The organism is Pseudoduganella sp. R-32 (assembly GCF_049913245.1).
Classification (GTDB): domain Bacteria; phylum Pseudomonadota; class Gammaproteobacteria; order Burkholderiales; family Burkholderiaceae_D; genus Rugamonas.
Map to the genome: position 1 here is coordinate 3,653,270 of NZ_CP183987.1, position 25,422 is coordinate 3,678,691.

The window sequence follows — 25,422 nt, forward strand, 5'->3', positions numbered from 1 at the left end:
CCCGATTCAAGCAGCAATTTGCTGAGTATGGCTCTCCTTTGCACTGGTGGAAACGACGTGATCGCGCTCTGGGTTCAAGGTAACGGCGCCACAAGGTGCCCAGTTGCGCGTATTGCCCGACCAGCGGGCCGGATGGCGCGCCTGGGCAGCCAAATAGAGCTGATGCCGCGCTGCCAGAATAGCCTTGTCTTGCCCAGCATGGCGCTGTGCGGGGCTGACATAGCGAATGCCGCTGTGTCGATGTTCGACGTTGTACCACTGCACAAAGCGGGCGGCCCAGTCGCGCGTGGCGGCCAGATCGGCGAAGCCACCCGATGGGAATTCCGGGCGATACTTTGCGGTGCGGAACAGTGCCTCGGCGAACGCGTTGTCGTCGCTCACACGCGGGCGCGAGTAAGAAGGCTTGATGCCCAGCCAATGCAGCATGGCTAACACCGTGGTCGCCTTCAGTGTGGCACCGTTATCGCCATGCAGCACTGGCTTGTTGCGGTTCATAGCGACGCCTTCGGCCAATGCGGTGCGGCGCACCAAGTGACTGGCATGGTCGGCATCATCCTCGGCATGCACCTCCCAGCCAATGATCTTGCGGCTGTAGAGATCCAGGATCAAGTAGAGGTAAAACCAGCGGCCCGCCACCCGAGCCGGCAAATAGGTCATATCCCAGCACCAGACCTGGCCGGGCGCAGTGGCGATATGTGTGGTCGGTGGCCGCTGCCGACGCGGCGCTTTGGCCCGACCGCGATGGCGAATCTGACCATGGGCGCGCAGGATACGACTGAATGTCGATTCGCTGGCCAAGTAGACGCCCTCGTCGGCCAGCATGGGGACGATGCGAGCCGGCGGCATGTCAGCAAAACGCGGTTCGTTCGCGGCGGCCAAAACGGCAGCGCGTTCGTTCTCCGTCAGCGCATGCGAAGGCAGAGGGCGTATTACCGTCGGCCGGCGGTCGCCGTTTTCCAAGCCGCCGTGCGCTTGCCAGCGTTGCAGGGTGCGCGCATTCAAGCCGACTGTGGCACATGCCTCACTCAGGCGTGCACCGGCCTGGCAAGCGTCGGCGATATCTCGGGCCATGACTTGGCGATCTTCGAGTCCGATCATTCGTCCTCGGCCTTGTACTTGCTGAAGATCGCCTCGGCTTTTTTTGATAGCACGAGCAAAGCTGCCGTCTCCGCTAACGCCTTGTCCTTGCGGCGGATCTCGCGTTCCAGTTCCTTGATGCGGCGCCTGTCTTGCTTGGCCTCTGCCGCAGTCACGCGCTTCTCTCCAGGTTCGGCTAAAGCATTGATTGCATGCTCGCGCCACACTGCCAGCTCGTGCGGATAGACGCCATTACTGCGGCACCAAGCGCCTTTGTTTGCCTCGTCCATCATGGACGTCGCCAGCACCGCTTCAAACCGCGCGGCGGGCGTCCATTCGCGGCGTTGCGTCGGATTGGCCAGCGCTTCACTGCGCCAGCGTTCCAATGTCGATTCGCTCACGCCAATCGACAAGGCGACATCCTTGATCGACGCGCTCTCTGGCGGCAACAAACGCGCTACCGCCTTATCCTTAAATTCCTGTCCGTACCGTGCCACTTCACACTCCTGTTATCGCCCCCATTTTCTCAGATCTATCGGAGCGACAACTATTTTGACACTGGGGGGGGTGTCCCAGTTATATCGACAGAATAAATGGGGCAAATAGCTCAGCACCAATGATCGCATCCAATCCCGCTACTGGTAACCCAGCTGCTATTGCACGCGGCATGGGAGACCTGAATGCGCGCCAACGTGCTGTGCTGGATCAGCTTCCAGAGTTCGGCTCGAACACAATCGTCCATAAGTCCTTTGGTCAGAAGGCTTTGGCAGCGTTGACGGCTCAGACCGGAGATGAATTCGCGATGTTCTCCGTAAGCGTCCGTTCAATACCGTATTGAATGAAGCGCCTACTTCCCTGATGATGTGAACACACCGCTGGGAAGCGGCGTGTAGTTAATTGGAAGGTGCGAGCTGCGCCGCGCAGTTCCAAGGCAGGAACTCGTTAACGCGGTTGACGGGGTGGTCGGCGATGTGGGCCAGCACATAGCGCAGCCAAGCTTCGGGGTCGACACCGTTTAGCTTGGCCGTGCCGATCAGCGCATAGATGGCGGCTGCGCGTTCGCCGCCGCTGTCTGCACCGGCAAACAGGTAGTTGCGGCGACCCAGGGCAACGCCGCGCAGGGCGCGCTCTGCGGCCGAGTTGTCGATCTCGATCTGGCCATCATCGCAATAGCGGGTCAGCGCTGGCCACAGCTTGAGCGAGTACGTGATGGCAGCGGCCGTGTCGGACTTGTTCGACAAGGTGGTGAGCGTGGCGCGCAGCCAGCGTTCAAGATCGTCCAGCAAGGGGCGTGCGCGCAGCAATCGAGCGTCGCGCCGCAGATCCGGTGGCTGGCCCTGGATCTCGGCTTCAATGGCATAGAGCGCGCCGATACGCCGCAACGCCTCGGTGGTCACGGTCGATGGCCGTGCCACATGCAGGTCATGGAATTTGCGTCGCGCGTGCGCCCAGCACGCGGCTTCGCGTACCTGGCCGCTGTCGAAGATGGCATCGAAGCCGGCATACGCATCGGCCTGAAGGATGCCTTTAAATTGGGCCAGGTGGGTTTGCGGGTGGATGCCTTTGCGATCTGGGCTATAGGCAAACCAGACAGCCGGCGGCACCGCCGATGCGCTGGCACGATCATCGCGCACATAGGTCCACAGGCGTGCCGTGCGCGTTGTACCGTTTCCAGGTGCAAGCACCGGAATTGGGGTGTCATCAGCATGCAGCTTGGTGGCGGCAAATACGTGGCACCGAACCGCATCAACCAAGGGGCGCAGCAAGCTGCTAGCGGCGCCAACCCAATTGGCCAGCAGCGAACGATCCAACTCGATGCCTTCGCGCGCATAGATCACGCTCTGGCGATACAGCGGCAGGTGGTCAGCGTACTTTGCCACCAGCACGTGAGCCAGCAGGCCAGGGCCAGCAATCCCTCGTTGCACCGGCCGACTTGGCGCAGGTGCCTGCACGATGACGTCGCAGCAGCTGCAGGCCAGCTTCGGACGCACGTGGCGGACCACGCGGAAGCTGGCTGGCACATATTCCAACTGCTCCGATACATCCTCGCCAAGGTGGCGCAAGCCGCCGCCGCATGCCGGGCAGGCATCTACCTCCGGGGTATGCACGCATTCATCGCGTGGCAGATGATCTGGCAACGGCTTGCGCGCCGCCTTGCGGCGCGCTGGCGGGTTGGACTCTGGTTCGGCCTCTTCGGCGGCGCCCGTTTCAGCCTCCAGGTCTTCCAACTTCAACTCCAGCTGCTCGATCTGGCGTTCCAACTTTTCGGAACGGCGGCCAAACTGCATGCGCTGCAGTTTGGCGATCAACAGCTTTAGGTGTTCAATCTCTGCCGCGCGGGTGTCGAGCTGCGCCGTCAGGCGCTGCACTTGCTCGTCGCGCGCCAACAGCATTGCCTTCAGGGCGGCAATGTCGTCAGGGAGATCGGTGGCGGTCAGCATGCGTCTCAGTTTACGAGAATGCTGTCATGTTTACAAGGCCGACTGTGGGCGCCAAGTTCGCTCGGGCCGGCGCCAGTCAATGCCTTCCAGTAGCATCGACAACTGCGCCTGCGTCAGTGCCACACTGCCGCTGCTGGCCTGTGGCCAGATGAAGCGGCCATGCTCAAGCCGTTTGGCCAACAGGCACAAGCCGTCGCCGGTCCACCACAACAATTTGATCAAATCACCGCGCCGGCCACGGAACACAAACACGTGGCCGCTAAATGGATCTTCCGCCAGCGCGGTCTCTACCTTCGCAGCCAGGCCGTTGAATCCGCTGCGCATGTCGGTGGTGCCGGCCGCCAGCCAGACTTTGGTTCCCGCCGGTAGGCCGATCATCGCAGCACCCGATCCAGTATTTGCGCCAACGTAGAGGGATCTGCTTGACCGTCAATGCGCAATCTCACACGCCCAATCTCCAGCGTGATGGCACCGGTGTTGGGCTGTTCCGGCACTGGCGCTGTTGTTGGCGCCGCCAACATCACCGGCAGCAACGCAGCCTCCTGCGTTGACCCATCGGGCACCGGCAGTTCCGCCTCGAACAACTTGCGCCAACTGAATACCTGGTTTGCGTTCACGCCGTGTTCGCGCGCTATGCGAGCGACCGAGGCGCCAGGCTCCAAGGTCAACGCGACGAGCCTGCGCTTAAACTCCAGGGAGTGGCGCCGGTAATTACCTCTCGGCGCGCGCTGAATGACTGGTTGAAAATTCGTGTCCATAATCAAATTTGTGGGCACAACTGCTGTGCCAAAATTCAATCATGGCTGGGACCTGCTAGACGGTCCAGACGGTGGTGACTGTACGCTTACTGTTCTCCTTGGGGGCCGTAGTTTGATCTATCGTGGTGATGCGGAATCAGTTCCGATTACGCCGCAAATTGGAGCAGACCTGGCTGCACTGGGTTGGCGGTGGTCGTCACATGTTCACCCTGGTTTTGATGTAAGTGTTTTACGCTCATCGCCTGGCGATCGCGCTGTACTTGGTGCCATGGGCAGTCAGCGAAGTGCGATTTTCAACTCGACTGGACAACAGGGAGTATTTACACCAGCAGGTGATTGTTTGGATGGGTGGAAACCATGGTAATTGAAAGAAGGCGCAAGTTGAATCTTTCCGAGATGGAGGCGATAGCCAAGGAAGCCACCAAGGCGGCTTTGGTCGGATATGTACCTCCGACCCCGGAGGAAGAAAGGAATCTCACTCTAGGGTCGGGGATAACAGATACAGAGGGTGTTTTTGAACTATATATTGCAACGGATAGGCCTCAGGATGCAAAGGTGATAAGCTGCGCCAAAGTCGATCGATTAACTGGCGAAGTCGTAGTGGAAGTATTTTTGCCCCCAATGTAATTGGACAATAGCGGGGGCGCGAGAGGGGCTGCTGCCAAAAGCAAGCATGCTATTCGTGAGGGGGCGGCAAAGACAGTCCCGTATCCAGTTCGTGTCTTGCTCGTATCCTCTCGTAGTCTGTGAGCCAGTGGGCCAATGCCAGGTCTGTCTTTTGGACATCTGATCAAAAGGCGGGTCTGGCTGTTCTGAGCGGAAACTGCCCAGGTGCTGGTCACCATCGATGATGCGGGCAAACGCACTGTCAAATACCTTGGCAGCACGGCCGGGCCGGTCGAGCAGAATGTGCGCGCCACCAGCATGCAGCGCCTGGACCGCTGGGGCAACGTGCTGGAAGTGACCGATCCCCGCAATCCAGACTGGTTCATCCGTTATAGCTATAACGACAATAACCAGATGGTCAAGCAGGAGGCAGTGGACAGTGCCCTTGGCGAAGTGCGCTATCTGGGCGAAACCTATTTCGATGAAGCCGGCCGCGAAGTCGGCCAACGGGATGGCCGCCTTAACCTGCAGCGCAAGGTCTATGACGCCGATGGCCAGCTGGGTGAAGAACATCACGCCGACGGTGGCCTGATCGAGTACAAGTACAGCATGTTTGGTGACCGCACCGACATGTTTACCTTTACCAGTGCAGACCGAAGCGTCCACACCCAATACGCCTATGATCACCTGGCCCATTTGAGCAAAGTCTCCAACTTTGCCGAAACCTGGCATACCTACGAAGACAGCAATGGCAGCTTGTGGGCTGGACAACTGAACGCAGAAGGCGAAGTGGCCGAGTCGTATGCATACGATGAGCTTGGCCGCCGCACGGTGACCACGGACGGCATGAACGGCAAGCGTGTGGTGCGTTACGACCACGCCGGCAATATCCTGGCCGAAGTTGACCAGGTAGGCGTGACCACCTCCTACGCCTATGACGCCTTTGGCCACAAGACCGCCATGGTGATGATGGACGACGGCGGCCCGCGCATTCAGTACTGGGAGTACGACCCGCTCACCGGGCGGCTTGCCTCGCACACCAACGGCGGTAACGTCAGGACGACCTACACGTACACCGGCCTCGGCCAGTTGGCGACACAGACTTCGCCCGAGCGCGGCACGCTGCCGGGCCAGAACCTGAAATACACCTATGATGGCGACCGCCTGATGCGGATCGACGACCTCACCAACAACAAGGTGACCAGTTACGCCTACGACCTGGCCGGCAACCACCTGCGCGAAAGGACGGAAGCAGGTGGCCGGGTGGTGCAGAACAATTCCATCGAATACGACCAGCTGGGCCGTATGGTCCACGTCGGTGATGGCCGTTTCGACCTGCAGATCACTTATGATGCGGCTGGCAACAGGGAGACAGTCCGCACGACGTACACGAACGACAGCGGGCAGGAAAACGAGCGCTGGGTAATGAACAAGTTCGATGCGATGAATCGCCAGACCCTGGTCGATGGCATAGTCACGTTCGAACTCCTTCCAGGGAACACGCGCCAGATTGCCCAATTTGGCCAGGGCAGCCACGAAATCACTTACGACTGGGCCGGCAATCGTACCAGCGACAAGTACCACGCCTCGAACGCGGTGGTCACCGAACGATTCGAATATGACGGCGCGGGCCGCCTGCAGCAGACCTTCCGCGATGAAAACCTGATCGACCTGCGTTATTACGATGGCGCAGGCCGCGTGGTGCGCTCCGGCGTCGACGCAGACGCGACCTGGGGCTGGCTGATGGACGAATGGAAGCTGGCCAAGGAATACCGGATTACCGAATACGACGCCGCAGGCCGCATGACGCGCCAGAAGATGCGCGACCTGGGCAACAACGCCCTGGACGACATCTTCTTCAAGATGGTTACCGGCTACGTGATCGACGGGACGCATATCGGTTACAGCAAGGCGGGCAACCTGCGCGGCTACATTGTCGTGCCGCCTAACGGCGGACCGGTCACGCAGTTCACCACGGACTACCTTTGGTTTGATACGGCGAAAGAATCGCTCGCATCGGCGCGCAACGCAGATGGGATCTCATACACCACGACCCAATACGACAGCAATGGCTTCGCCGTCAAAGTCATTGAAAAGCCGGACGACGCGGTAGAGAAGTCCCGCACCTTCATCAACGATGTCAACGGCCAGATGTTGATCAGGAATGACGGCGGGCTCGATACGTACTCCTTGATCGTCAACGGCCAACTGCTGGGCCGCAGCAAGGTGAACGATTACGACGCCAGCTTCGTCAACACCTACCAGCCAGCGACCGCCAGTGGCCTGTCGGCGCCGCCAAGCGCCTACGTGGTGCGCGGCAGCGGCGAGACGCCATCGAGCATCGCGCAAGCGCTTTGGGGTGACAGCAAGCTGTGGTACCTGATCGCCGACGCCAACGGCATGGCAGGTGACGAGCAGCTCGCTGTCGGCAAGACGCTGCGTATTCCAGCGCGCGTGAATACGGTCCGCAACGACTACCAGACCTTCAAGCCGTACGACGCGGCCGATGCGGTTGGTAATACCACGCCTGCAATGCCGATCCCAGCTGCCCCGGCGGGCAGCAAGGGATGCGGTGTGGTTGGGCAAATTGTCGCCGTTGTTGTGATCGTTGTCGCGACCATATACGGCCAGGAGTGGGCAGCGAAACTTGCAGCCGAGGCGGCGTGGACGGGGGCCGCTGCCACTGCGGCAAGTATGGCGGGGGCGGCGGCCGGCGCGATGGTCGGCAGTGCCATCACTCAAGGCGCCTCGGTCGCCATGGGGTACCAGTCCAAGTTCAGTTGGAAACAGGTCGCGGTTTCCGGTATCGGTGCTGCGATCACTGCTGGGATGAGCGGAGTGGGCGAGGGTATTGCCGGCGCAGCGATGAGAGGTGCGTTGAGCAATGCAATGACACAAGGCGTCAGCATCGTGCTGGGCCTTCAGAACGGATTCAAGTGGCGCGGGGTCGTAGCAGCCGCAGTCGGTAGCGCAGTGGGCAAGGCCATGGGGGATGGGCTGAACCTTAATGATAAAGTTGCCGTCGCCCAGATGGATTGGGGCGAGCGATTGTTCAAAGCCTCTCTTGTCGGATTTGCAGCGGGGACCGCAACCGCTGCTATGCGTGGAGGGAAGATAAGCGTAGCTCAGGTGGCGACAGATGCATTCGGCAATGCAGTCGGGTCAAGTCTGGTTGAAACAATGAACGGCAGCGCGCGACGTGCTCAGATAGCCGAGGATCAGATGCGTTCGGGACGCGAAGACGCTGAAGCGGATTTATATCGGTGGACTAAGCAACAAGAACAGGCGCCGGCGCCGTTAACGCCAATTAAACTGGGTCAGTATTTAGATGCGCTTCGCTCAGGCGGCGATCTGAGAGCGTCATTGGATTCTGACGTAGAAGATGACGAGAAGTTCATTCCCGGTGGTGGGGGGCGTTCAGCGCCACGACCAATGAATCGAGGCCCATTGTCGGCTCAATTTGAGTTGGCGATAAATGGGCGGGCACACAGTCTCGCAGAGGCGCTTTCGGACATTGATCAACTTGGTGACTATGCTCAGGCCAAGAATGACATTGCCTTAGTTGGTGAATGGACACGACATTTACAGCGTGGTGAGTTTATTGAGAAAGTCCGACAAGAATTATCCAGCGATGGTTACAATGCCCCTGACCTTGGAAAACGTTATTTGCCTGCGCTCGACGGTTCGAGCAGGCGAATAGAGGTGCCAGATTTTAGTGCCTCGGTACTTGAAAATCATATCGAGTACAGCCGGCTCGTAGCACTAGAAAAGATGGGGGCGATTGCACTCAATAGCGATCTTTCGATCAAGTTCATCGGGAATAGCGGGCATACGCCTGAAGCCTTCAGGGCAATGCTGCAGAAAGAGTACCAGTCGGCAGTTGACATGGGACACACAATTGCATCGCAACAGTTGGAACGGGGCGAGTTGTTCGTGCCGTATAGCTATTTCAAGGATCGCTATACCGCTGAACAAATCGCGAAAGGCGGAGCAACAGATCGATTCGCAAAGACTGCAATGGAGAAGGTGCTTGCTTTTTATGGTGTCCCAGATGGTCCATTTAGTGTCGTTTCGCTCGACAGGCACTTTTATCGGTACTCTGATCCATCGACGTATAAGCGTCCTGATCTCCTAATGCGCTTTGGAGTTCAAGATATTCATGTTTTGGACGCCACACTTGGAGTTAAATCTGCGTCAACGCCCCAGGTTAGTGTTACGTTGAAAAACGGTGCAAGTTCCTGGACCAATATTTCGCCGAACCAGCCCGCAAGTACCATTTATAGGAAGAAATAAATATGTCGGAAACAAAGCTCAAAAAGGCCCTTACGGACTACGCCGGGGAATTGACATATATGAGTTTTACCGCTGACCAACCGGAAGGAACGTCTATGTTCAGTCACGAACAGAACCGCGCAAGCTGTGCGGCAAAGTTTGAGACTCTAAAGTCATGTTGGAATCGCGACACGCAGACAATTGAACGGCTAGAGGTGCTAACAAAGAATGCGATTAATTACTTTGCTGCGGCCGAATTCCACGAAGGTCGACTAACAGTAAAGTCAATCGAAGAGATACTCTGGGGCATTCGCACTGGGAATCGCGAGACTTGATCCTATGCCAGGCAGTCATGACTATCGCCGCGTCGGGCTAGGCCAAATGCATTCGGCAATGCGTTAGGGAGCACCTTGGTAGAAGCAGGGAAGGATGCTGCGCGACGCGCACAAATTGAAGCCGATCAGATGCGCGCCGGTCAGGAAGAAGCCCAAATTGAGAAAGAAGTGTGGGAGGCAAGTTCTTCGCAAAATTATCTAGTGCCGAAGCCTCGGTCGTTGGCAGAGGCATATGCAGCGACATATGGATTGCAGCTCACTGATGGCGTATATCATCCAGGAACAGATGACGCCGACTACCTGGATGCAGGGTTCATCGGCGATTACAAAAAGAAATCGCTTTGGGAGCAAGTTAACAAAAGCAGAGTACGGTCAGATGAACTTATCCCTTATCCGAAGGACTATAATGTCAAGGAACCAAAAAACTGGGTCGCCAAAGGCGAAGAGGTTGATCCTGTGTTTCGGATAGGCGCAAGCGATCCACCACGCCGTCCTGATATCGGAAGTGGCACTTGGAAAAGTGAGGATGCGACGCTAGTATCGAGAATGGAAAAGCAGAGCATTCTTTCTTCGCTTAATGGCGTAGAGGTTATTTGGCCGGATGCCGTGGCGCACTTGCGCCACTACTTCGAAAATACCGGTGAGCCTTTAACAGTAAACCTGCAGCGTATTGTCGAAACAACGCCGGCTGGACGTGATTTTTATATAAATCAACGTAACGCAGCACTTATCTTTTGCTCAAGATAATCTGCGCGATGGCGAAACTATTACTTTTACATCAACGCAATGGAGCAGCGACGATTTTCCGGAGATGAAAATTGGATTCGTGCAATAGGAACATTTTCAGGCTGGTCTACTGCTACCGCTACTAGATCCGGAAATGACTACAGCATGAGTTTTGATCTTAAAATTTACGATAAATACAACTGGAATTCCGGCCAGTCGTTCGATTCATTTGGAAAAGATATATCCGATGATTTTATGGGGAAATTCCATAAGCAGGGCATAGCTCGCGAGTATGAGGTGTTTGGGAACTTGCCACTTAAATTCACGTGGAAAGGCAATCCTTATGGCGACAACGTAACAACTGCAGTAAGAATTCAAAAGAATGGACTAAAATGAAGAATGGGTTTAGATTGCTATTGATATCTGAATTGAGCTATCTTGTATTCATATCTTCAATTTATGTTGTTGACTATCTCAAGTTGGGCACTGAGGTATCTTCAACTGCAGAGATTTCTATATTTTTGTTTGGTGCGGCGACCTTTTTAATTATGCAATTCTGCTTAGTGTTTTCGCTGATGCGATTATTGGGAAATAAAGACCTTTGCGATTTGAAGCATCTATCATCAATTGGCACAGGAATTCTATTAACGGCAGTCACTTGGTTGCACCTGATGGGAGTATTCTCGGCAGCCCTCAAGCCTCAAGGATAGTTGCGGCTATCTAAGTATTGCGATAGTTGCATTCGGCAATGCTATCGGGTCCAGCCTAGCGGAACAGATGCAACAAGGAGGACAGGATGAGGCCACACGCAAGAAGTTATACAGTGTCGGTGGAATGAAGTCGGGAATGAGATTAAAGAGCACGGGAGGCTTCAGTCTAGGCAATGTGAGGGTTGACTTTGACCCGGAATATTCTGCTGGCTCGGAAATCTCAGACGATCAGAAATTGGCATTGAGCGAGGGGGCGGGACCACTTGCCGCCGATGTGGCTAGAAACTGGCTCGCACTTGGAGACGACATTGGTCCGGCAGCTAATGGCCGTCAACTGCCTTCGTCCGATAAGCAAAAAGCTGAAAGTGCCGCCGTGCGCAGGCGCCTTGCCCAACTGGCCACTGATTTCGGTACGGGCACAGGAGAATTTGCTCCCACAACCAAAGATAACAAGAGTCTATGGAGCGCAGTGAAGGACTCTGCGAAAGTTCCATGGAACCTTGCAATGGATGCAGCAGAGTTGGGTGAATACACGCCACTGGGCATGATGCAACGCGGAGCGTACCGTGCTGCTGGCTGGGACTTGCCTCGTCCTGCCGAATTGCGTGCAGGGTATGAAACTCCGGCGTTTGGCTTGTCGCTAGAGTTCCTTGCTCCGTTAGTGCCTGTGTCTAGAATTGCTCGCATTCCTCGGACGCTCGGCGGTGCGGCGTTTGTTGAAGGAAAATTTGTTCATGACCTCAAACCGCTCACCAATTTGGAACTGTACGGGCGGGAGATTTCTCGGACGCCAGACGAAGCAGTGGCACTCTTACGCCGAGTTGGTCACGATGCCGATGAGTTGGCAGGTTATCGCTTTGTTAAACTGAGTGATGGACAAATCGACGAAGCTGAAGATGTTGAAGCGATGGGCCTGCTCATGCGTGGGAGCCGGGAAGACATTGAATTCGCGCGTGCTGCCTTCAAGGATCAAAAGGACATCACCGACGAATATCAATCGATGCAGATCGGCACCTACTTCCACGGCGAGGCGAATGCATGGCGGCGCGGAGACACCTTCATCATCATTGGAACCCACGAGCTAGGATACGATCCCGTGGAAATGGCCTTGCATCTGGAAATGGGCACCAAACGGGGCCTGGCCGACATGGGCAAAGACCTGAACTCCTGCGGCAAACCCAAATAGGTGCCGTACCGGGCACGCGCTATGCCGCTATTTCTGGCGTAGCGTTTCAATGGTGAGGACGGCCTTTTCCGTGTCATGCGGGAATTTCAAGAATTGTCGCAAGCCCTCGAAGACGGGGCCGACCAACTCCGAGTTCGCTTCCCGGTCGAAGAATGGACTCAAGCCGGCTGCGCTGGCCAGCACCTGGCGGGCTTCATCTCCCAGCCGGATATTCCCAAACGAAGCGTCGGCTTGCGCGGGCAAGGTCTGGTCCGCTTCGGCGATGTGGCGGATGGCGCCGGTTTCGGCGAGGAAGGTCAGGAAGCGCTTTCGACCGTGGGGATTTGCTGCTCGCGATGGCAAGACCAGCACGTCCAGCGGCGCGTCTTCATATTGCGGCATGTCGCGAACAATGCCTGGAAATGCAAAGAAGCCCATATCGTCCGCAATCGCCTCGGGAAATTTTGCGGCAACAAAGCTCCCCATCAACGTCATGCCCACCTGCTTGCGATAGATGTAAGGCAATACGCGTTCGTGATCGAGCTCGATGGTCGGTTCGAAGAAGTAGCCTTTACGCAGCAGTTCACCCCAGGCATCGAATACTTTTCGAACGCGGGGATCGGTAAAGGGCACATCGCCGCGCAGTACTTTGCGATGGAATTCCAGGCCATTGAGGCGCAAATCGAAATAGTCGAACCAGCCGGTGGCAGGCCAGTTGTGCGCGGCTCCCAAGCCGAGCGGGGTTACGCCAGCACCTTTCAGGCGTTCGCAGACTTTCAAGAAATCATTCCACGATGCCGGTGGTTCGATCCCGAGGCTTTGGAACAGCGATTTCCGATAGACGAAGCCCCAAGGGTAGTAATACATCGGGAATCCGAATACCTCGCCGTCGATCCGGGTTCCCTCCAGCGTGACCGGGTAGAACTTCTTCTTTTTCAGCAGCGCCACCGTATCGGCATCAAGCGGCACCAGCAGCTTGCTTTGGACTGCGTCGCGCAGCCGCTCTCCCGCGTACCAGAATGCCAGGTCGACCTGGCCGCTGCGCAGCCGCGCGGAGAAACTGCGCTTGTATTGCTCCTGCGGATAACCGTGATGTACCACCTCTAGATCGGGGTTTGCCTTCGAGAATTCATTGATGATGCGTATCCACGCAGTCCTTTGGGCGCTGTGCGACACGATATAGTCGACGACCAATTGTTCGGCCCCTACAGCGATCGATGGCAGGCTGGATGACAGGCATAGCGCCACTCCCATCAGCCAAATTCGGCGACGGTCAACCATGTGGATCGATCGCTTCGTCTGCGTAGCCAGCATGAAACAAGTTTGTCCGCAACAACGAATCGTGTCAACGGAGGCCAGCGCGACGCACCGATTCGGGCTATGTCCGTTTCCGCACGGAGTGGCTTTATGCTGAGTCGTATGCTCAGGCTATGAAGATGACAGCAAATCCCTCTGCAATTCCGGATGAACCAGCGCCATCGAGACGGCGCCGTGTTCCCCCATTGTCGCTGGCCGCATGGAGGCAATTCATCAGCGTGGCAAAGCCGTACTGGCTTGGAGATGAAAAGAGGTCTGCCTGGGGCTTGCTGCTGCTGTTGATTGTGCTGATGCTTGCCGAAACCGAGCTTGCCGTGATGCTGAACAACCAGTCCGGCGAGATGACTTCGGCGCTGGCCGGTCGGGATGGCGACCGTTTCTGGCAGTCGGTGCGGGCTTGCCTGCTGATCCTGGTGTTTGCAGTGCCAATCTACGCCTTCTACTACTACATGCGGGACATGTTCGCCAACCAGTGGCGGCGCTGGCTCACTGGACGCTTCCTCGATGGCTATCTGCAGGGGCGCAAATACTACGAACTGACCTCGGAAGGCGAGATCGATAACCCGGACCAGCGTATCAGCGAAGATGTCAACACATTCACCGGCCGCTCGATCCATTTCCTGCTGATCTTTCTGGGCTCGATCATGCAGCTGGTGGCGTTCAGCGCGGTGCTCTGGTCGATTTCGCATCTGCTGGTTGGCGTGCTGGCCGTGTACGCCCTGACGGGTACCGTGGTCGCGCTCTACGTCTTTGGCACGCCACTGATCCGTCTCAATTTCTCGCAATTGCGGCGCGAAGCGGATTTTCGCTTCGGCCTGATGCGTTTGCGTGAGAATGCCGAATCGATCGCCTTTTACCGGGGCGAGGCGCAAGAGCGTGCTTACCTCGACGGCAAATTCGACAAGCTGTTCCACAATTTCAGCAGGCTCATCAAGAAGCAGCGCACCCTGAATTTGTTCCAGCGCACGTTCAGCCAACTCACATTGGTGCTGCCCGGGGTGATTCTCGCCGAAGGCGTGCTTTCCGGCCAACTGGAAGTAGGGCGGGCAATCCAGGCGGCAGGCGCCTTTACTGCAGTGCTTGGCGCTGTGGGTGTGATCGTCGATAACTTTGAGAGCCTGAGCCGCTTCGTGGCGGGTACGGAGCGCCTGCAAACCCTGTCCAAGCTCGTGCTGCCGGTGCCGGAGGGCGAGGCAGTTAGCGGGAAAACACGTCCGCGGATCAGGATGCGGCCTGGCAAGCAGATCGCCGTCGATGCCCTGACGGTGTGTCCACCGCAGTCCGAGCGCGTACTCGTGAAAGACTTGTCTTTCGTCCTGGCGCCGGGCGATGCGCTGCTTATTACAGGCGATAGCGGTTGCGGAAAAAGCTCGCTGTTGCGAGCAATCGCCGGCCTTTGGGATACCGGCAGCGGCCTGATTCATCATCCGCCGCTGGAAGACTTTTTCTTCCTGCCACAGCAGCCTTACCTGCAGCAGGGCACGCTGCGCAGCCAGCTCATCTACCCAAGCGTGCAGACGCGGCTGAGCGACGAGCAGTTGCTGGAGATCCTGGTGCAAGTACACCTGCCGCAGCTCGCCGAGCGTGTCGGCGGGCTCGATGCGGTACAGGATTGGGAAAAACTGCTATCGGTGGGCGAGCAGCAGCGGCTCGCCTTTGGCCGTGTGCTGGTGCATGAACCGAGCATCGTGATCCTGGACGAAGCGACCAGCGCGCTCGACAGCGGCAATGAGGCTTCGCTCTACAAAAGCCTGCGTGAAAGCGGCGCTACCCTGATCAGCATTGCCCACCGGGCAGCCGTCAGGCGCCACCATACGCATGTGCTGCACTTGAAAGGCGACGGCGGATGGGAATTGCGTGAGGTGGCTCACGCGCTTTCAACGTCCCCGGGAACCCGATGAATGCGGATGATCTGGAAGTTGTACTGCTCGGCAGCTAACGGGGTGTCAGTGCTGCTTGCCTGTTGCTGCCGTAGGTAGTCGCTCACCAGCATGGCTGCACCTTGCTCCGTCAGCACGCCAGCCGCCTTTGCCTGTATCTGATGCTCAGACCGGTCGGCATTCCGGTAGGCAATTACCCAAGTTGACACCTGCTTTTCTTCCTGCTGTTCTTGTAAGGGAATCGCGTATGTTATCAAAGTCGAACGTGTACTAGCGCTCGCCTGGCGGCTGGCGTTCGTATTGTTTCCCAAGTGCAAAGTTTGATGTCGTAAAATTTAACACATCCCTCGTAACAGATTTTGCTAACTCTGCATAATCAAGTACTTATTTCGTAGGCATGATTGATGCTTCGGTCAGCTTGTAGTTTTCTCAACCTAAATATGGAGCGCGATATGAAAGCTAATACGCTGTTCAAGTCTTGCCTGCTGGCCTGCTCCGTTCTGGCGGGTGCTCAAGCGATTGCCGGTCCTGGCACCGTAAACAGTATCGAATTTAGCTTCATGAACTACAGTAATACCGCTTCACAGTCTTTCAGCAGTTTGCCGTTGACGAGTTTCGACAATACGCCGTCGGTCTCGCCGATCTCCATCCCGACGCCACAGGAAATCCTTCCGGTCGTTGAGGTATTCATCCCCTCGATGCCGGTCCAGACCACTGCACCTGAAGTTATTGCGGTGGTGGATTTGCCGCAAGCGCCAGCGGCCATCCCTGAGCCAGGCACCGCCGCCTTGCTGGGCTTGGGCTGTGCCTTGCTCTTCCTGCGTCGCCGTGGGGGATTCCATGCGTAACTCGCGGAGTTTTCCGGCGCTTGCCCTGGCCTTGCTGCTGGCGGCTTGCGGTGGCGGCGGTGGCTCGGGGGGCGCGCCGGTAGTGTCTCCTGCTCCAACCACGCAGACGCCATCGCCTACCGAAGGCAACATCGTCACGTCGGTTCCGGCGCCGACTTACGCGGCAGGCAGTGGCAACCTGAGCATCTTCAACGCCATCAATGCCTTGCGCAGCAAGATCGGTTCCGGGTTGCTTGCCCAGAGCCTGTTGCTGGACAAGTCGGCGGGGGCGCACTGGAGCTACATCAACCAGAACGGCATCAGCGAACTGCATGGCGAAACGGCGGGCAAGCCTGGGTACACAGGCGTTCGCGCGGGGGACCGGATTGCCGCGGCGGGCTATACCGCCTCGGTTTCGGGGGAGGCGATCTTCAGCACAGTCGGTACGGACAAATACATGACCTGTGTTGCGGAGTGGGCCAATTCGGTTTATCACGCGGCCCTGCTGTTTGCCAGCACCATCGACATCGGTGTAGCGGCAAACAACTTCAACCCGGCGGAGGGCGCGTCGACCCTGTGCGTGGTGGACGTTGCGACGAGTACTACGCAAGCGGCGCAGTTGCCGGGCGCGGGCAGTATTCGCGCATATCCCTACGCAAACCAGGCGGACGTGCCTTTTGTCTTCTTCAATCGCACCGAAACGCCAACGCCTGTGCCGGACCTGGTCGAAGCGGGCACGCCCGTAACGGTCAGTTTCGAAACCAGGGGCATGGCAGTGACGGCGCCGATTGCGATCAGCCAGTTCACGCTAACGCCTGCGGGCGGCACGGCAGTCGAAGCGCGCATCCTGGTGAACAAGGGAGGCAAGCTGGGCCCGGTCATCGCGAGCAATGGTCCTGCGCTGACGGATGACGGGAACATGCAAGGTTTCACCGCAACGCTGGTGCCGGTGCTGCGGCTGAAGGCCGCTACCGCCTACAACGTGGCGCTGATCGCTGTCGTGGATGGAAAGACCATCAACAAGTCCTGGACGTTCACAACCGCCGCACAGTAATGCTTGTACCGAGGGCCGGCAATCCTGTGCGGATTGCCGGCCCATTTCATTTACTTCGGGCGCGGGGAACGCACGCCTTTATCGGGCCGCGCAAGGGTGCCTGAGCGCAGCATGCGCACGGCATGCCCGACGGCGCGCGCGACGTTGCGGACTTCTTGCTTGAGGGCTTCGTCCTTGTCCATCGCATCGTGGCTAGTGGCGTAAGGCTCGTAATAGCCAAGGTAGCGGTCAAGCCGGGCCTGCGCGCCGGCATCGATCAACTCCATCCAATCGAGCCAGTCGGAGAGATTGCGCCGCAGGCTTTCCACGCCGGCGACGTCGCCATGCACCACAAGGCCATAGGCGCGCCCGGCCAGGTGTTTGGGGTAGGGCCAGCCGGCCAGCTCCAGGGCCTTGGCTTCCTCGGGCTTCTTGCCATGGGTGCTGGTCGGGTCGGGATTGCCGCCGTCTGCGCATACCAGGCGATCGATCATCAGCTTCAGCACGGAAGGCGCCTGGTACCAGTACACCGGCGTAAAGATGATGACACCGTGCGCGGACACCCACTTTTCATATATATCGTTCATCCAGTCATTGACCTGGCCAAGGCCGTGATTGGGGTAGCAGCTGCAGGGCCAGTGGCAAAGCGGCATGGCGGTGGAAACGCAGCCCTTGCACGGATGGATGCGCAATTCAAACTCGGAGGTCAGGCGGCTCAGATCCAGGACGTCGGTATCGATTCCTTCGCTGGCCAGCGTGGCCTCCGCCAGCTTGAGCATGCGCCAGGTTTTCGACATTTCGCCGGGGCAGGTGCCGTCATTCCGCGCGGCGCCGCAGATCAACAGGACGCGTGAAGGCGTGGCCGGATCTTTCTGTCGCTGTTCGGCTGCTTGCAGGCGGGCAGCAGCGGCCTTCCATTCAACTGACAGCTCGTAGCCAGGATCGGCATATCCCGACCCGGCCGGTTCCGTCACCGGCGCCTTGCGGCTGTCGCTGAAATCTTGCCACGCCACTTCCTCCAGCTTCGCCACCTCGTCGCGCAGTCTGTCGAAGCGCGGGTCGGCAAAATTGCGCGTAAAGCGCAGGTGGAACTCGGCGCGTTCCAGCTTGGCGGGGGCCTGGCCCTTGCGGACTTCAGTCATGTTTGTCTCCCATACACGGGCAATGTGCCATGGCAGGATCAGCGGGTCAGTTCGACAGCGAACGCAAGGTCAGCGGAAACTTGATCTGGATTAAGGTTGAGGCGGGGGCGGGAGGGCTAGGATTGAAGCATGGCAAAGAAGTTTCCAATCATTCCCTTGCACCCGGAGCGGGTCTGCTGGGGTTGCGACAAGTACTGTCCCGCTGACAGCCTGGCGTGCGGCAACGGTTCCGAGCGAACCCAGCATCCATCGGAGCTGTTTGGACCCGACTGGATGGAGTGGGAATCGCCCCTCCTGGAACCCCAGCCGGAAGCCAAGGCGAAGAAGAGCACCTGACGCGGGCCTATTCAGGCAGCCTGTAAGAATACGAGACCGGGAACTTGCGCTGCGTCCCCGGCGGGAACACCTTCGTGTGTTGCAAGGTCCGGGCAACCGCTTCGTCATACGCCGGGTCGCTGGATGACTGGGTTCTCTGCACGTTGATGACTTTGCCCATCCCGTCCAACTCGACGTCGAAACTCACTTTCAGCACTCCTGACCCTTTGCCCCGTTCCGGTACATAGAAGATCTGTCGCCGAACTGCCTCCAGCTGCTCCTCTGTGGGCGGCGTCTCTTCCGGGGCGATCTGCAGCGTCCTGGCGGCTTGCAGTTCTTCGTGCATGGCCTGGTTGACCGCATTCTGGTAGGCGACCGGGTCGGCTTGGCGCGTCGTGGAGGTATAGCTTGGTCCGTGGCTGCCGCTGGTAAGAAGCGCGGCGCATCCTTTTACCAGCAGGATGATCATGAAAGTGATCTGCCAGCCCGACCAGCTCCAGCCCGACTTGCCGCTGCTTTCCACAGGAGCTTCGCCACGCGGAACGGCGCCCGTTGTGCCGTTGCGCGCGATCTCGGCCTGCGCTGCCTGGTGCCATTTCTGCAGGATCTCGCGATCGATGATGATTGAGAACCAGTGATAGAAGCGGTCCGTCAGCTGATGGAACAGAATCAGGTCGTCCCTCGCCGCGACGCGTTCGGGATTTGGCGTATTGCGGACCGTCTGGATCAACTGTTTGACGGTTCCCATGGCGTGTGCCGACATCGATTCATACAGTTTCCACTGGTTTATGGCACGGTCCACCATGGCGCCGGCCTCGCCAAACTGCTGGATGCGGCGGCTGTCGCGTGCCCAATCCAGTACTTCGCTGGCGGCGACGAACAAGGTTTCATGCCCGGGCTTCCAGCCGGTGGCCAGGAGATGGGCAATGCGTGCCTCGAAGATAGTGCGCGCAGTCAGATTGAGCAGGCTGTCGTGTGATAGCGATGCCTGCAGCGCTTCCCGCCAGCGGGACTGGTGCCTGCTCTCGTTTTTCGACGCCAGTTCCTGTGCGCTGGACTGGAATTGTGTGAAAGCCTGGTCGGCGAGTTGGTATGGATCGTCGGGAGCCGGCTGCGCGACAATGACTGGCTCGGTTTCGGGGGCGGCGGCCAGCGGGGTGCCCGCGTCGTCGACGCCGGCGGGAGCCGCTGCCTGGCGCTCGACTTCCTGGTGCGCTTGCCATTGAAGTGCTACTTCATAGGCCTGGCGCAGTTCCTGGAAACCGTCCGGGTCAGCCTCCTGGTCGATCTTTTTCAGCTCGCGCGCATAAGCACGGCGAATATCCTTGGCGTCCGCGCCGGCATCTACGCCGAGCCGGAGCAGGAAGGGGAAAGTGTCGCGCATGCTAGGAATCCAGGTTCAGGAAACTCTGGTGCTCGAAGTATTCCAGCGCTTCGTTGAAGGTGCGGGCGGCCTGGCGCGAAACCCGCATGTCCTGCGCCTCCAGCGCGCGCTCGAACTGCATGATCTGGCGGCCCAGGTGTTCGCGGGCTTCGCCGCGCAATTGCTGGTACAGGCGTTCGCCGCGGGCCAGCATGGTGCGGAATTCGATGCGCTCGCGCGGGTGGATCTTCAGCTCGGACAAGGCTGCGAAACGTTCCTTGATTTCTTCCTGGGTCAGCATGCCTGGATTACCTTCGATCACCAGGGCGTGGGTCTGCTTGGTCAGGAGCACCGTCGCTTCCACTTGCAGCAAGCCGTTGGCGTCGTAGGTGAAGCGCACGTCCACGCCGTTGTTCTGGCCGGGCACCTGCGAAATCGGTACTTCGATGGTTCCGAGCTCGATATTGTCGCGGGCCATGCGCGCTTCACCCTGGAAGACGTTGATGCGCAAGGCGGTTTGCCGATCGCTGGTCGGATGGTAGTTCTTTACCTTGCTGACCGGGACCACGGTGTTGCGTTCGATGACCGGATCGAAGTGGCCGTGCGAATACTGGTCGCCACCCAGGTGCATCGATACCTCGACGCCCAGCGAGTACGGAGCCACGTCGGTCATGACCACTTCATCCAGGGCGGCATCGTTCATTTTCAGGCCGGCTTGCACGGCCGCGCCCAGCGCTACCACTTCATCCGGATTGATGTCGCAGGATGGGAAGCGGCCAAACATGCGCGCCACCATGCGGCGCACGATCGGCATGCGCGTGGCGCCGCCGGCCAGCACGATGTTATCCAGGCTGGCAGTCTGCAGGTTGGCGTCACGCAGTGCGCGCTCGACCGGCGAACGCAGGCGAGCCAGCAAGGGCGCGGTAATGCGTTCGAGGCCTGCTTCGTCCAGCGGCATGGAATAGGTGATGCCGGCGTGGTTGGTCTGCAGCAGCGCTTCCGGCGCTTCGCTGAGCTTGCGCTTGGCCTGCTCGGCTTGCGCCACCAGGCTTTGCATGAACCGGCCGTCCTGTTTCAGCTCGACGGGAATGGCAGCCTGCTTGAAGAACTCCTCGATCAGCAGGTTGACGAAGTCTTCGCCGCCCAGGAAGTTGTCGCCGGCGGAGGCCCGCACTTCCATCACGCCCTCAAACAGGTCGAGTACGGAAACGTCAAAGGTCCCGCCGCCCAGGTCGAACACCAGGAACTGGGTCTCCTTGCCGCGCTGGTGAATGCCGTAGGCGAGGGCGGCGGCCGTCGGTTCGTTCAGGAGGCGTTCGACCTTGAGGCCTGCCAACTGGCCTGCGGCGCGGGTTGCCTTGCGCTGCGCGTCGGAAAAATAGGCCGGAACGGTGATGATCGCTTCGGTGATTGGCTGGCCGAGGGCCGCTTCCGCATCCTCTTTCAAGGCGCGCAGGATCAGCGCCGACAGTTCCTCGGCGCGGAAGTTGCGCCCGCCGAGCGTGAACTGCTTGTTGCTGCCCATATGGCGCTTGAAGACGGCAGCGCTGTTGGTGGGGTGGGTCTGCAGGCGCTCGCGTGCCGCCTTGCCGATCAGGATTGTGCCGTCTTCGTCAACGCTGACGCAGGACGGGGTGAGGAACTCCCCCAGGCTGTTGGGGATCAACCGTGGCTCGCCGTTGTGCCAGGCGGCGATGAGGCTATTGGTGGTGCCGAGGTCGATGCCGACGATCATTTGCTGCTCCGATGTTAATTTCACAAAAGAGTAGCCTAGCATTTATTTCTGGCTGAGAAAAGTCGTTGCCTTTCATGAAGGCTTCGACGCCATAGATTAGTCATGAAAGCGACAGTCCGCCCGATTGCCAGAATCTGTGGCAAGCCGCCTGATCGAGGCCTAAAATATTGTCGCATTACGAGAAAGGAGGAAATCATGGCTAATCTGAGGCGTTACGATCCATTGACTGACCTGGCCCGTTTCGATCCCTTCCGCAACTTTGAAGACCTGTTCCGCGACTTCAGGATGGCAAACATCACGCGCGAAGGAGAGGGGCAACAGCCGATCCGCATCGACGTGCACGAAAATGAATCCTCGTACACCGTTCGAGCCGACGTGCCGGGTGTGAACAAGGACGACATCAAGGTCGACATTTCCGGCAACCGCGTGACGATCGCCGCCGAGACCAAGCGGGTCGAGGAGGAAAAGCAGGGCGGTACCGTTGTGCGGAGCGAACGCTATTTCGGCGAGCAGTATCGCAGCTTTACCCTGGAACACGATATCGATGACAGCCAGGCCACCGCGAAGTGCGAAGGCGGCGTGCTGGAGCTGACTTTGCCGAAAAAGGCCAAGCAGGGCAGCCGCAAGCTGGAAATCCATTAAACCCTGACCGGCAAGGTCAGGATGAAACTGGTGCCCTCTCCGAGGGCACTTTTTACGTCAATGCGCCCGCCGAGCAAGCCATACACGATGTTGTAGACGATGTTGAGCCCAAGGCCGGAGCCGCCGCGTCCCAGCTTGGTGGTGAAGAACGGATCGTAGATCTTGCCCATGTTTTCGGGTGCGATGCCGATGCCGTTGTCGCGTACCGAGATCGCTACCGAGTCCGTGCCGATGGCGTCGGCCGTGATGACGATTTCGCCATGCTCCTTGCCTTCAAAGGCGTGGATCAATCCATTGTTGACGAGGTTGATGAGCACCTGGCCGAATGGCCCCGGGTAGCTGGCCATGACGATCCCGTGCGGTATGGCGTGGCTGACCCGGATGCCGGACTTCTTAAACGTCGGCATCAGCACCAGCAGGATTTCAGACACCAGTTCGTCGAGCTGGAACTCACGGCTTTGCGAAGTCGCCCGGTCGACGGCAACCTGCTTGAAGCTCGACACCAGGTCCACCGCACGATGCAGATTGCGCAGCACGATCTGGCTGCCGTTGTTAACGTCGCCAAGATAGGCGATGAGTGCGGAGCGCTTGACGCCCGATTCCACCGCGGTGGCAAAGGCCGTGGTCTGGTCCAGCAGCGTGCTGACGGCCAGCAGGCTGTTGCCGATAGGCGTATTCAATTCGTGCGCCACGCCGGCAACCAGCGAACCCAGCGCCGCCAACTTCTCGCTGCGCACCAGCTCCTCTTGCGCGCGCTGGAGACTGCCGAGGGAATCGGCCAGTTCGCGGTTGGTGTCGGCGATCTGGCGGGTGCGCACATTGACCAGGTCTTCGAGTTCCAGTTCGCTGCGCTTGCGGTCCGTGATGTCGGTGGAAACGCCGCCCAGCGCCCAGATATGGCCGAATTCGTCGATCAGCGGGAATTTCTCGGAAATATAGGTGCGTGGGCCGCCCACCGTGCCGCCGGAGGTTTCTTCATGGCTGGAGGCCCGCCCGCTCGCCAACACTGCGCGGTCGGCCTGGCGGATCGAATGCGCCATGTCGCGGCTGAACAGCACTTCGTCGGTATTCCCGAGCGGCTCAGGCGACCCGGGAGGCAGCAACATGCGGAAGCTGTGGTTGACCATCAGGTAGCGGCCATCGAGGTCTTTGACGTAGATCACCGCTGACGACTTCTCGACGATATTGGTGAGCAGGGCCTGGCTGCGGCGCAGGGCCGCGTCGCGCGCTGCGATGGTGGCGAGCATGGCGTTGAAGGCCGTGGCCAGCCGGCCGACTTCGTCTCGGCTGCTGACCGGCGAGCGCAGGTCGAAGCGTTGCTCGCGCGTGACGCGGTCGGCGACGGCTGACAGCGCGAGCAGCGGTTGCGTGACCAGCCGGCGCGAACTGACGGCATACAGGATGCCGCCAAACGACAGGGTGAGCAGCACCACGCCGAGCACCAGGCCGTACTGGCGCAGGCGCTCCAACATCGACGGCAGGTGGTAATTGGTCGCCAGGTAGCCGACCAGCTCACGCTCGAACCGGATGGGGGATAGCGTCGCCAATGCGTAACCGTCGAAGCGATGGCCTTCGCGTTCCAGTTCCTGCGACCATTCGCACCTTTCGGAGGGATCGCGGTTGAAGTGGCTAAACACGCGTTTGTCGGCAGTGAACAGGCAGGCCTGGGTAATCTCGGGACTGCTGCGCAAGGCTTCCAGCTTGCGCGCCGCGGCGCTGCTGTCGCCGAAGTTGAGGTCCGAATCGAGGCTCAATGCGAACAGTTCGCTGCGCACGGCGAGGTCTTGTAGCACGCGCGGGCGGGCGACCAGCAAGTCGTAGCTGGCCAGTGCAAGCAGTGCAACGAGCATGGCCGCAATCGTCGTGAGGACCGACACAAGCAAGAGTTTGCGCTGGAGTCCTAGATCACGGAAGAAGCCCTGGAAGCTTTTCATGGGTGTGGCCCATTTGCACCGGAGTAATTATCTTAGCTCAAGCGTCACGTGAGCCACAAGCATGCGACATTCCCATGTAATTGTTGCTATGTTTGGCGTATGACAGAACAACAAGACGACAGCGAAAAGCCGCAGCCGCCGGCGCAGGATGCGGGCGCGGAACCGCCTGTGCGCCCCGGCCGCCCGTCGCGGGCGCGGCTGCTGGAGTGGCAAGGGCCGGTGTTCTGGATGTCATGCGGGGCGCTGCTGGCCGGCCTGGCGGGTGGCGCGGTCGTCCTCGCGCAGCGCGTAGGCATTGAACGGGACCTGATGGCAGTCGCCACCACGCTTGCACCGGATGGCGGCAGGGCGCAGACGGCGCCAGGGCCACAGGCCGTGGCGCGGGCGCCGGCGCTTGCGGAACCGGGAATGCAGGCCGCCAGCAGGCAAGGAGGGTCGGCGTTGGAGGGTTCATCGGTGACGGAGCCCGCAGCAAGCAAGCCCGTCGCGGCTCCGCGCCACCGCGCGCGCCCTGGGAATGGCGCTACTGCGCGCCCTGGGAATGGCGCTACTGCGCGCTCGAAGCATCAGGCCAGCGCCAAACAGCCGCCACGCAAGAAAAGTGCACTGCGCCGCAAGCCTGTAGCCGAACCGGAGAGGTACGCGGAAGTTTTCAAGCGCTGCCCATGGCCTGGCGAGCCCGGCGCCGTGGAGTGCCGGCGGCATATCTGCAATGGGGCGGAAAGCGAAGGCCCGGCATGCAGGCCATACAGGTCGAAGCTGCGTTAAGCGGCAGGAAGCGAGATGAAGGAGCGCTGGCGTTCGGCGAGTTCCTGGCATGCCAGGCAAGTCGCGGCCCCAGGCTGGGCTTGCATGCGCCCCGCGGAGATCGCGCCCCCGCAGTGCAGGCACTGGCCAAAGGTCCCGGCCTGCAAACGCTCCAGCGCAGCATCGATCGCAGCCACTTCGGCGGAGTCGCGGCCAGCCAGCACCTCGCGCCGCTGGCGCAGGACGGCAGTCCAACGGTCAATTTCTTCAGGTAGCATGGCTAGTCTCCACTTTTGGGGCACTTTAACGGGCATCTTGCGCCGCGTCACCAGTGCCGCTTGACCTAAGTCAAGTTTGACCGACTTATTCTTGAGGACCCGCATTTGGCCTCTTGCCC

Annotated in this window: 21 protein-coding genes and 1 pseudogene; 11 read left to right on the plus strand and 11 right to left on the minus strand. The window is 59.2% G+C overall.

The genetic code is table 11. From position 1 onward, the window contains the following. Window positions 1-6 precede the first annotated feature (6 nt). Window positions 7-1,574 (minus strand): IS3 family transposase gene (locus tag ACN9MU_RS16760; RefSeq protein ID WP_426336026.1). Its coding sequence is split into 2 segments (ribosomal slippage): window positions 7-1,136 and window positions 1,136-1,574, totalling 1,569 coding nucleotides; the frame shifts between segments, so codons are not numbered across the junction. Window positions 1,575-1,693: 119 nt separating this feature from the next. Here ACN9MU_RS16760 and ACN9MU_RS16765 point away from each other — a divergent pair. Further along, window positions 1,694-1,915, plus strand: a complete 222-nt coding sequence (locus tag ACN9MU_RS16765) for a hypothetical protein (RefSeq protein WP_426343116.1) — start codon at window positions 1,694-1,696, stop codon at window positions 1,913-1,915. A gap of 55 nt (window positions 1,916-1,970) precedes the next feature. On the opposite strand, the gene tnpC is transcribed toward ACN9MU_RS16765, so the two are convergent. The 3 genes and pseudogenes from tnpC to tnpA form a co-directional block, all read right to left on the minus strand. Continuing rightward, entirely contained in the window at window positions 1,971-3,518 is a 1,548-nt protein-coding gene (gene tnpC / locus ACN9MU_RS16770) for an IS66 family transposase (RefSeq protein WP_426317945.1), read from the minus strand. A gap of 30 nt (window positions 3,519-3,548) precedes the next feature. Further along, the gene (gene tnpB, locus ACN9MU_RS16775) at window positions 3,549-3,896 is read right to left on the minus strand and encodes an IS66 family insertion sequence element accessory protein TnpB (protein WP_426317946.1); all 348 of its coding nucleotides are present in this window, start codon (window positions 3,894-3,896) and stop codon (window positions 3,549-3,551) included. Then, window positions 3,893-4,192, minus strand: a pseudogene (gene tnpA / locus ACN9MU_RS16780) (IS66-like element accessory protein TnpA); the annotation flags it as partial. The gene tnpB and the pseudogene tnpA, both read right to left, overlap by 4 nt. Before the next feature lie 915 nt (window positions 4,193-5,107). On the opposite strand from tnpA, the gene ACN9MU_RS16785 reads away from it, so the two are divergent. From ACN9MU_RS16785 to ACN9MU_RS16800, 4 genes are all read left to right on the plus strand, one after another. Beyond that, window positions 5,108-9,175 carry a hypothetical protein gene (locus ACN9MU_RS16785; RefSeq protein ID WP_426343117.1) on the plus strand — a complete coding sequence of 1,356 codons (4,068 nt, stop codon included), beginning with the start codon at window positions 5,108-5,110 and terminating at the stop codon, window positions 9,173-9,175. Window positions 9,176-9,564: 389 nt separating this feature from the next. After that, entirely contained in the window at window positions 9,565-10,236 is a 672-nt protein-coding gene (locus ACN9MU_RS16790; protein ID WP_426335765.1) for a hypothetical protein, read from the plus strand. Window positions 10,237-10,275: 39 nt separating this feature from the next. Beyond that, window positions 10,276-10,611, plus strand: coding sequence for a hypothetical protein (locus tag ACN9MU_RS16795; RefSeq protein WP_426335766.1), 336 nt, complete (start codon window positions 10,276-10,278; stop codon window positions 10,609-10,611). 381 nt (window positions 10,612-10,992) lie between these two features. Continuing rightward, window positions 10,993-12,111, plus strand: a complete 1,119-nt coding sequence (locus tag ACN9MU_RS16800; RefSeq protein ID WP_426161483.1) for a hypothetical protein — start codon at window positions 10,993-10,995, stop codon at window positions 12,109-12,111. 27 nt (window positions 12,112-12,138) lie between these two features. Here ACN9MU_RS16800 and ACN9MU_RS16805 read toward each other — a convergent pair whose 3' ends face one another. Then, on the minus strand, window positions 12,139-13,404 hold the full coding sequence (locus tag ACN9MU_RS16805; RefSeq protein WP_426161484.1) for an ABC transporter substrate-binding protein: 1,266 nt from the start codon (window positions 13,402-13,404) through the stop codon (window positions 12,139-12,141). A 116-nt stretch (window positions 13,405-13,520) separates the two neighbouring features. Here ACN9MU_RS16805 and ACN9MU_RS16810 point away from each other — a divergent pair, with 116 nt between their 5' ends. Continuing rightward, on the plus strand, window positions 13,521-15,308 hold the full coding sequence (locus ACN9MU_RS16810) for an ABC transporter ATP-binding protein/permease (RefSeq protein WP_426343118.1): 1,788 nt from the start codon (window positions 13,521-13,523) through the stop codon (window positions 15,306-15,308). Here the strand turns inward: ACN9MU_RS16810 and ACN9MU_RS16815 are convergent. Continuing rightward, window positions 15,275-15,598, minus strand: a complete 324-nt coding sequence (locus tag ACN9MU_RS16815) for a hypothetical protein (protein WP_426343119.1) — start codon at window positions 15,596-15,598, stop codon at window positions 15,275-15,277. The two genes, ACN9MU_RS16810 and ACN9MU_RS16815, sit on opposite strands and share 34 nt — an antisense overlap. Window positions 15,599-15,739: 141 nt before the next feature. Here ACN9MU_RS16815 and ACN9MU_RS16820 point away from each other — a divergent pair, with 141 nt between their 5' ends. Then, window positions 15,740-16,135: a PEP-CTERM sorting domain-containing protein gene (locus ACN9MU_RS16820; RefSeq protein ID WP_426335770.1), complete on the plus strand. Its 396-nt coding sequence runs from the start codon at window positions 15,740-15,742 to the stop codon at window positions 16,133-16,135. Then, entirely contained in the window at window positions 16,128-17,168 is a 1,041-nt protein-coding gene (locus ACN9MU_RS16825; protein WP_426343120.1) for a CAP domain-containing protein, read from the plus strand. Before ACN9MU_RS16820 ends, ACN9MU_RS16825 begins: the two co-directional genes overlap by 8 nt. Before the next feature lie 50 nt (window positions 17,169-17,218). Here the strand turns inward: ACN9MU_RS16825 and ACN9MU_RS16830 are convergent, their stop codons facing one another. After that, window positions 17,219-18,289, minus strand: a complete 1,071-nt coding sequence (locus ACN9MU_RS16830; protein WP_426161489.1) for a flavodoxin family protein — start codon at window positions 18,287-18,289, stop codon at window positions 17,219-17,221. A 129-nt stretch (window positions 18,290-18,418) separates the two neighbouring features. Between ACN9MU_RS16830 and ACN9MU_RS16835 the strand changes: the two genes are divergently transcribed. After that, entirely contained in the window at window positions 18,419-18,625 is a 207-nt protein-coding gene (locus ACN9MU_RS16835; protein ID WP_426343121.1) for a DUF3079 domain-containing protein, read from the plus strand. 7 nt (window positions 18,626-18,632) lie between these two features. Here ACN9MU_RS16835 and ACN9MU_RS16840 read toward each other — a convergent pair whose 3' ends face one another. Then, window positions 18,633-19,988 carry a TonB C-terminal domain-containing protein gene (locus tag ACN9MU_RS16840; protein WP_426343122.1) on the minus strand — a complete coding sequence of 452 codons (1,356 nt, stop codon included), beginning with the start codon at window positions 19,986-19,988 and terminating at the stop codon, window positions 18,633-18,635. Window position 19,989: 1 nt separating this feature from the next. Continuing rightward, complete coding sequence (locus tag ACN9MU_RS16845; protein ID WP_426344892.1) at window positions 19,990-21,702, minus strand: molecular chaperone HscC; 1,713 nt, start codon at window positions 21,700-21,702, stop codon at window positions 19,990-19,992. A 195-nt stretch (window positions 21,703-21,897) separates the two neighbouring features. Between ACN9MU_RS16845 and ACN9MU_RS16850 the strand changes: the two genes are divergently transcribed. Beyond that, on the plus strand, window positions 21,898-22,344 hold the full coding sequence (locus ACN9MU_RS16850; RefSeq protein WP_426343123.1) for an Hsp20/alpha crystallin family protein: 447 nt from the start codon (window positions 21,898-21,900) through the stop codon (window positions 22,342-22,344). On the opposite strand, the gene ACN9MU_RS16855 is transcribed toward ACN9MU_RS16850, so the two are convergent. Then, complete coding sequence (locus ACN9MU_RS16855) at window positions 22,341-24,278, minus strand: ATP-binding protein (protein WP_426343124.1); 1,938 nt, start codon at window positions 24,276-24,278, stop codon at window positions 22,341-22,343. The genes ACN9MU_RS16850 and ACN9MU_RS16855 overlap by 4 nt on opposite strands. A 99-nt stretch (window positions 24,279-24,377) precedes the next feature. On the opposite strand from ACN9MU_RS16855, the gene ACN9MU_RS16860 reads away from it, so the two are divergent. Next, complete coding sequence (locus ACN9MU_RS16860; RefSeq protein WP_426343125.1) at window positions 24,378-25,046, plus strand: hypothetical protein; 669 nt, start codon at window positions 24,378-24,380, stop codon at window positions 25,044-25,046. Here ACN9MU_RS16860 and ACN9MU_RS16865 read toward each other — a convergent pair. After that, a complete protein-coding gene (locus tag ACN9MU_RS16865; RefSeq protein ID WP_426161495.1) occupies window positions 25,043-25,303 on the minus strand; it encodes a TraR/DksA family transcriptional regulator in 261 nt (86 codons plus the stop codon). The two genes, ACN9MU_RS16860 and ACN9MU_RS16865, sit on opposite strands and share 4 nt — an antisense overlap. Between the last annotated feature and the right edge of the window lie 119 nt (window positions 25,304-25,422).

Bases quoted from the DNA above. Each gene is read 5' to 3' on its own strand.
- ACN9MU_RS16765 (WP_426343116.1), top strand. From the start codon at position 1,694: ATGATCGCATCCAATCCCGCTACTGGTAACCCAGCTGCTATTGCACGC.
- tnpC (WP_426317945.1), bottom strand. From the start codon at position 3,518: ATGCTGACCGCCACCGATCTCCCTGACGACATTGCCGCCCTGAAGGCA.
- tnpB (WP_426317946.1), bottom strand. From the start codon at position 3,896: ATGATCGGCCTACCGGCGGGAACCAAAGTCTGGCTGGCGGCCGGCACC.
- ACN9MU_RS16795 (WP_426335766.1), top strand. From the start codon at position 10,276: ATGGAGCAGCGACGATTTTCCGGAGATGAAAATTGGATTCGTGCAATA.
- ACN9MU_RS16800 (WP_426161483.1), top strand. From the start codon at position 10,993: ATGCAACAAGGAGGACAGGATGAGGCCACACGCAAGAAGTTATACAGT.
- ACN9MU_RS16805 (WP_426161484.1), bottom strand. From the start codon at position 13,404: ATGCTGGCTACGCAGACGAAGCGATCGATCCACATGGTTGACCGTCGC.
- ACN9MU_RS16810 (WP_426343118.1), top strand. From the start codon at position 13,521: ATGAAGATGACAGCAAATCCCTCTGCAATTCCGGATGAACCAGCGCCA.
- ACN9MU_RS16820 (WP_426335770.1), top strand. From the start codon at position 15,740: ATGAAAGCTAATACGCTGTTCAAGTCTTGCCTGCTGGCCTGCTCCGTT.
- ACN9MU_RS16825 (WP_426343120.1), top strand. From the start codon at position 16,128: ATGCGTAACTCGCGGAGTTTTCCGGCGCTTGCCCTGGCCTTGCTGCTG.
- ACN9MU_RS16830 (WP_426161489.1), bottom strand. From the start codon at position 18,289: ATGACTGAAGTCCGCAAGGGCCAGGCCCCCGCCAAGCTGGAACGCGCC.
- ACN9MU_RS16835 (WP_426343121.1), top strand. From the start codon at position 18,419: ATGGCAAAGAAGTTTCCAATCATTCCCTTGCACCCGGAGCGGGTCTGC.
- ACN9MU_RS16840 (WP_426343122.1), bottom strand. From the start codon at position 19,988: ATGCGCGACACTTTCCCCTTCCTGCTCCGGCTCGGCGTAGATGCCGGC.
- ACN9MU_RS16845 (WP_426344892.1), bottom strand. From the start codon at position 21,702: ATGATCGTCGGCATCGACCTCGGCACCACCAATAGCCTCATCGCCGCC.
- ACN9MU_RS16850 (WP_426343123.1), top strand. From the start codon at position 21,898: ATGGCTAATCTGAGGCGTTACGATCCATTGACTGACCTGGCCCGTTTC.
- ACN9MU_RS16855 (WP_426343124.1), bottom strand. From the start codon at position 24,278: ATGAAAAGCTTCCAGGGCTTCTTCCGTGATCTAGGACTCCAGCGCAAA.
- ACN9MU_RS16860 (WP_426343125.1), top strand. From the start codon at position 24,378: ATGACAGAACAACAAGACGACAGCGAAAAGCCGCAGCCGCCGGCGCAG.
- ACN9MU_RS16865 (WP_426161495.1), bottom strand. From the start codon at position 25,303: ATGCTACCTGAAGAAATTGACCGTTGGACTGCCGTCCTGCGCCAGCGG.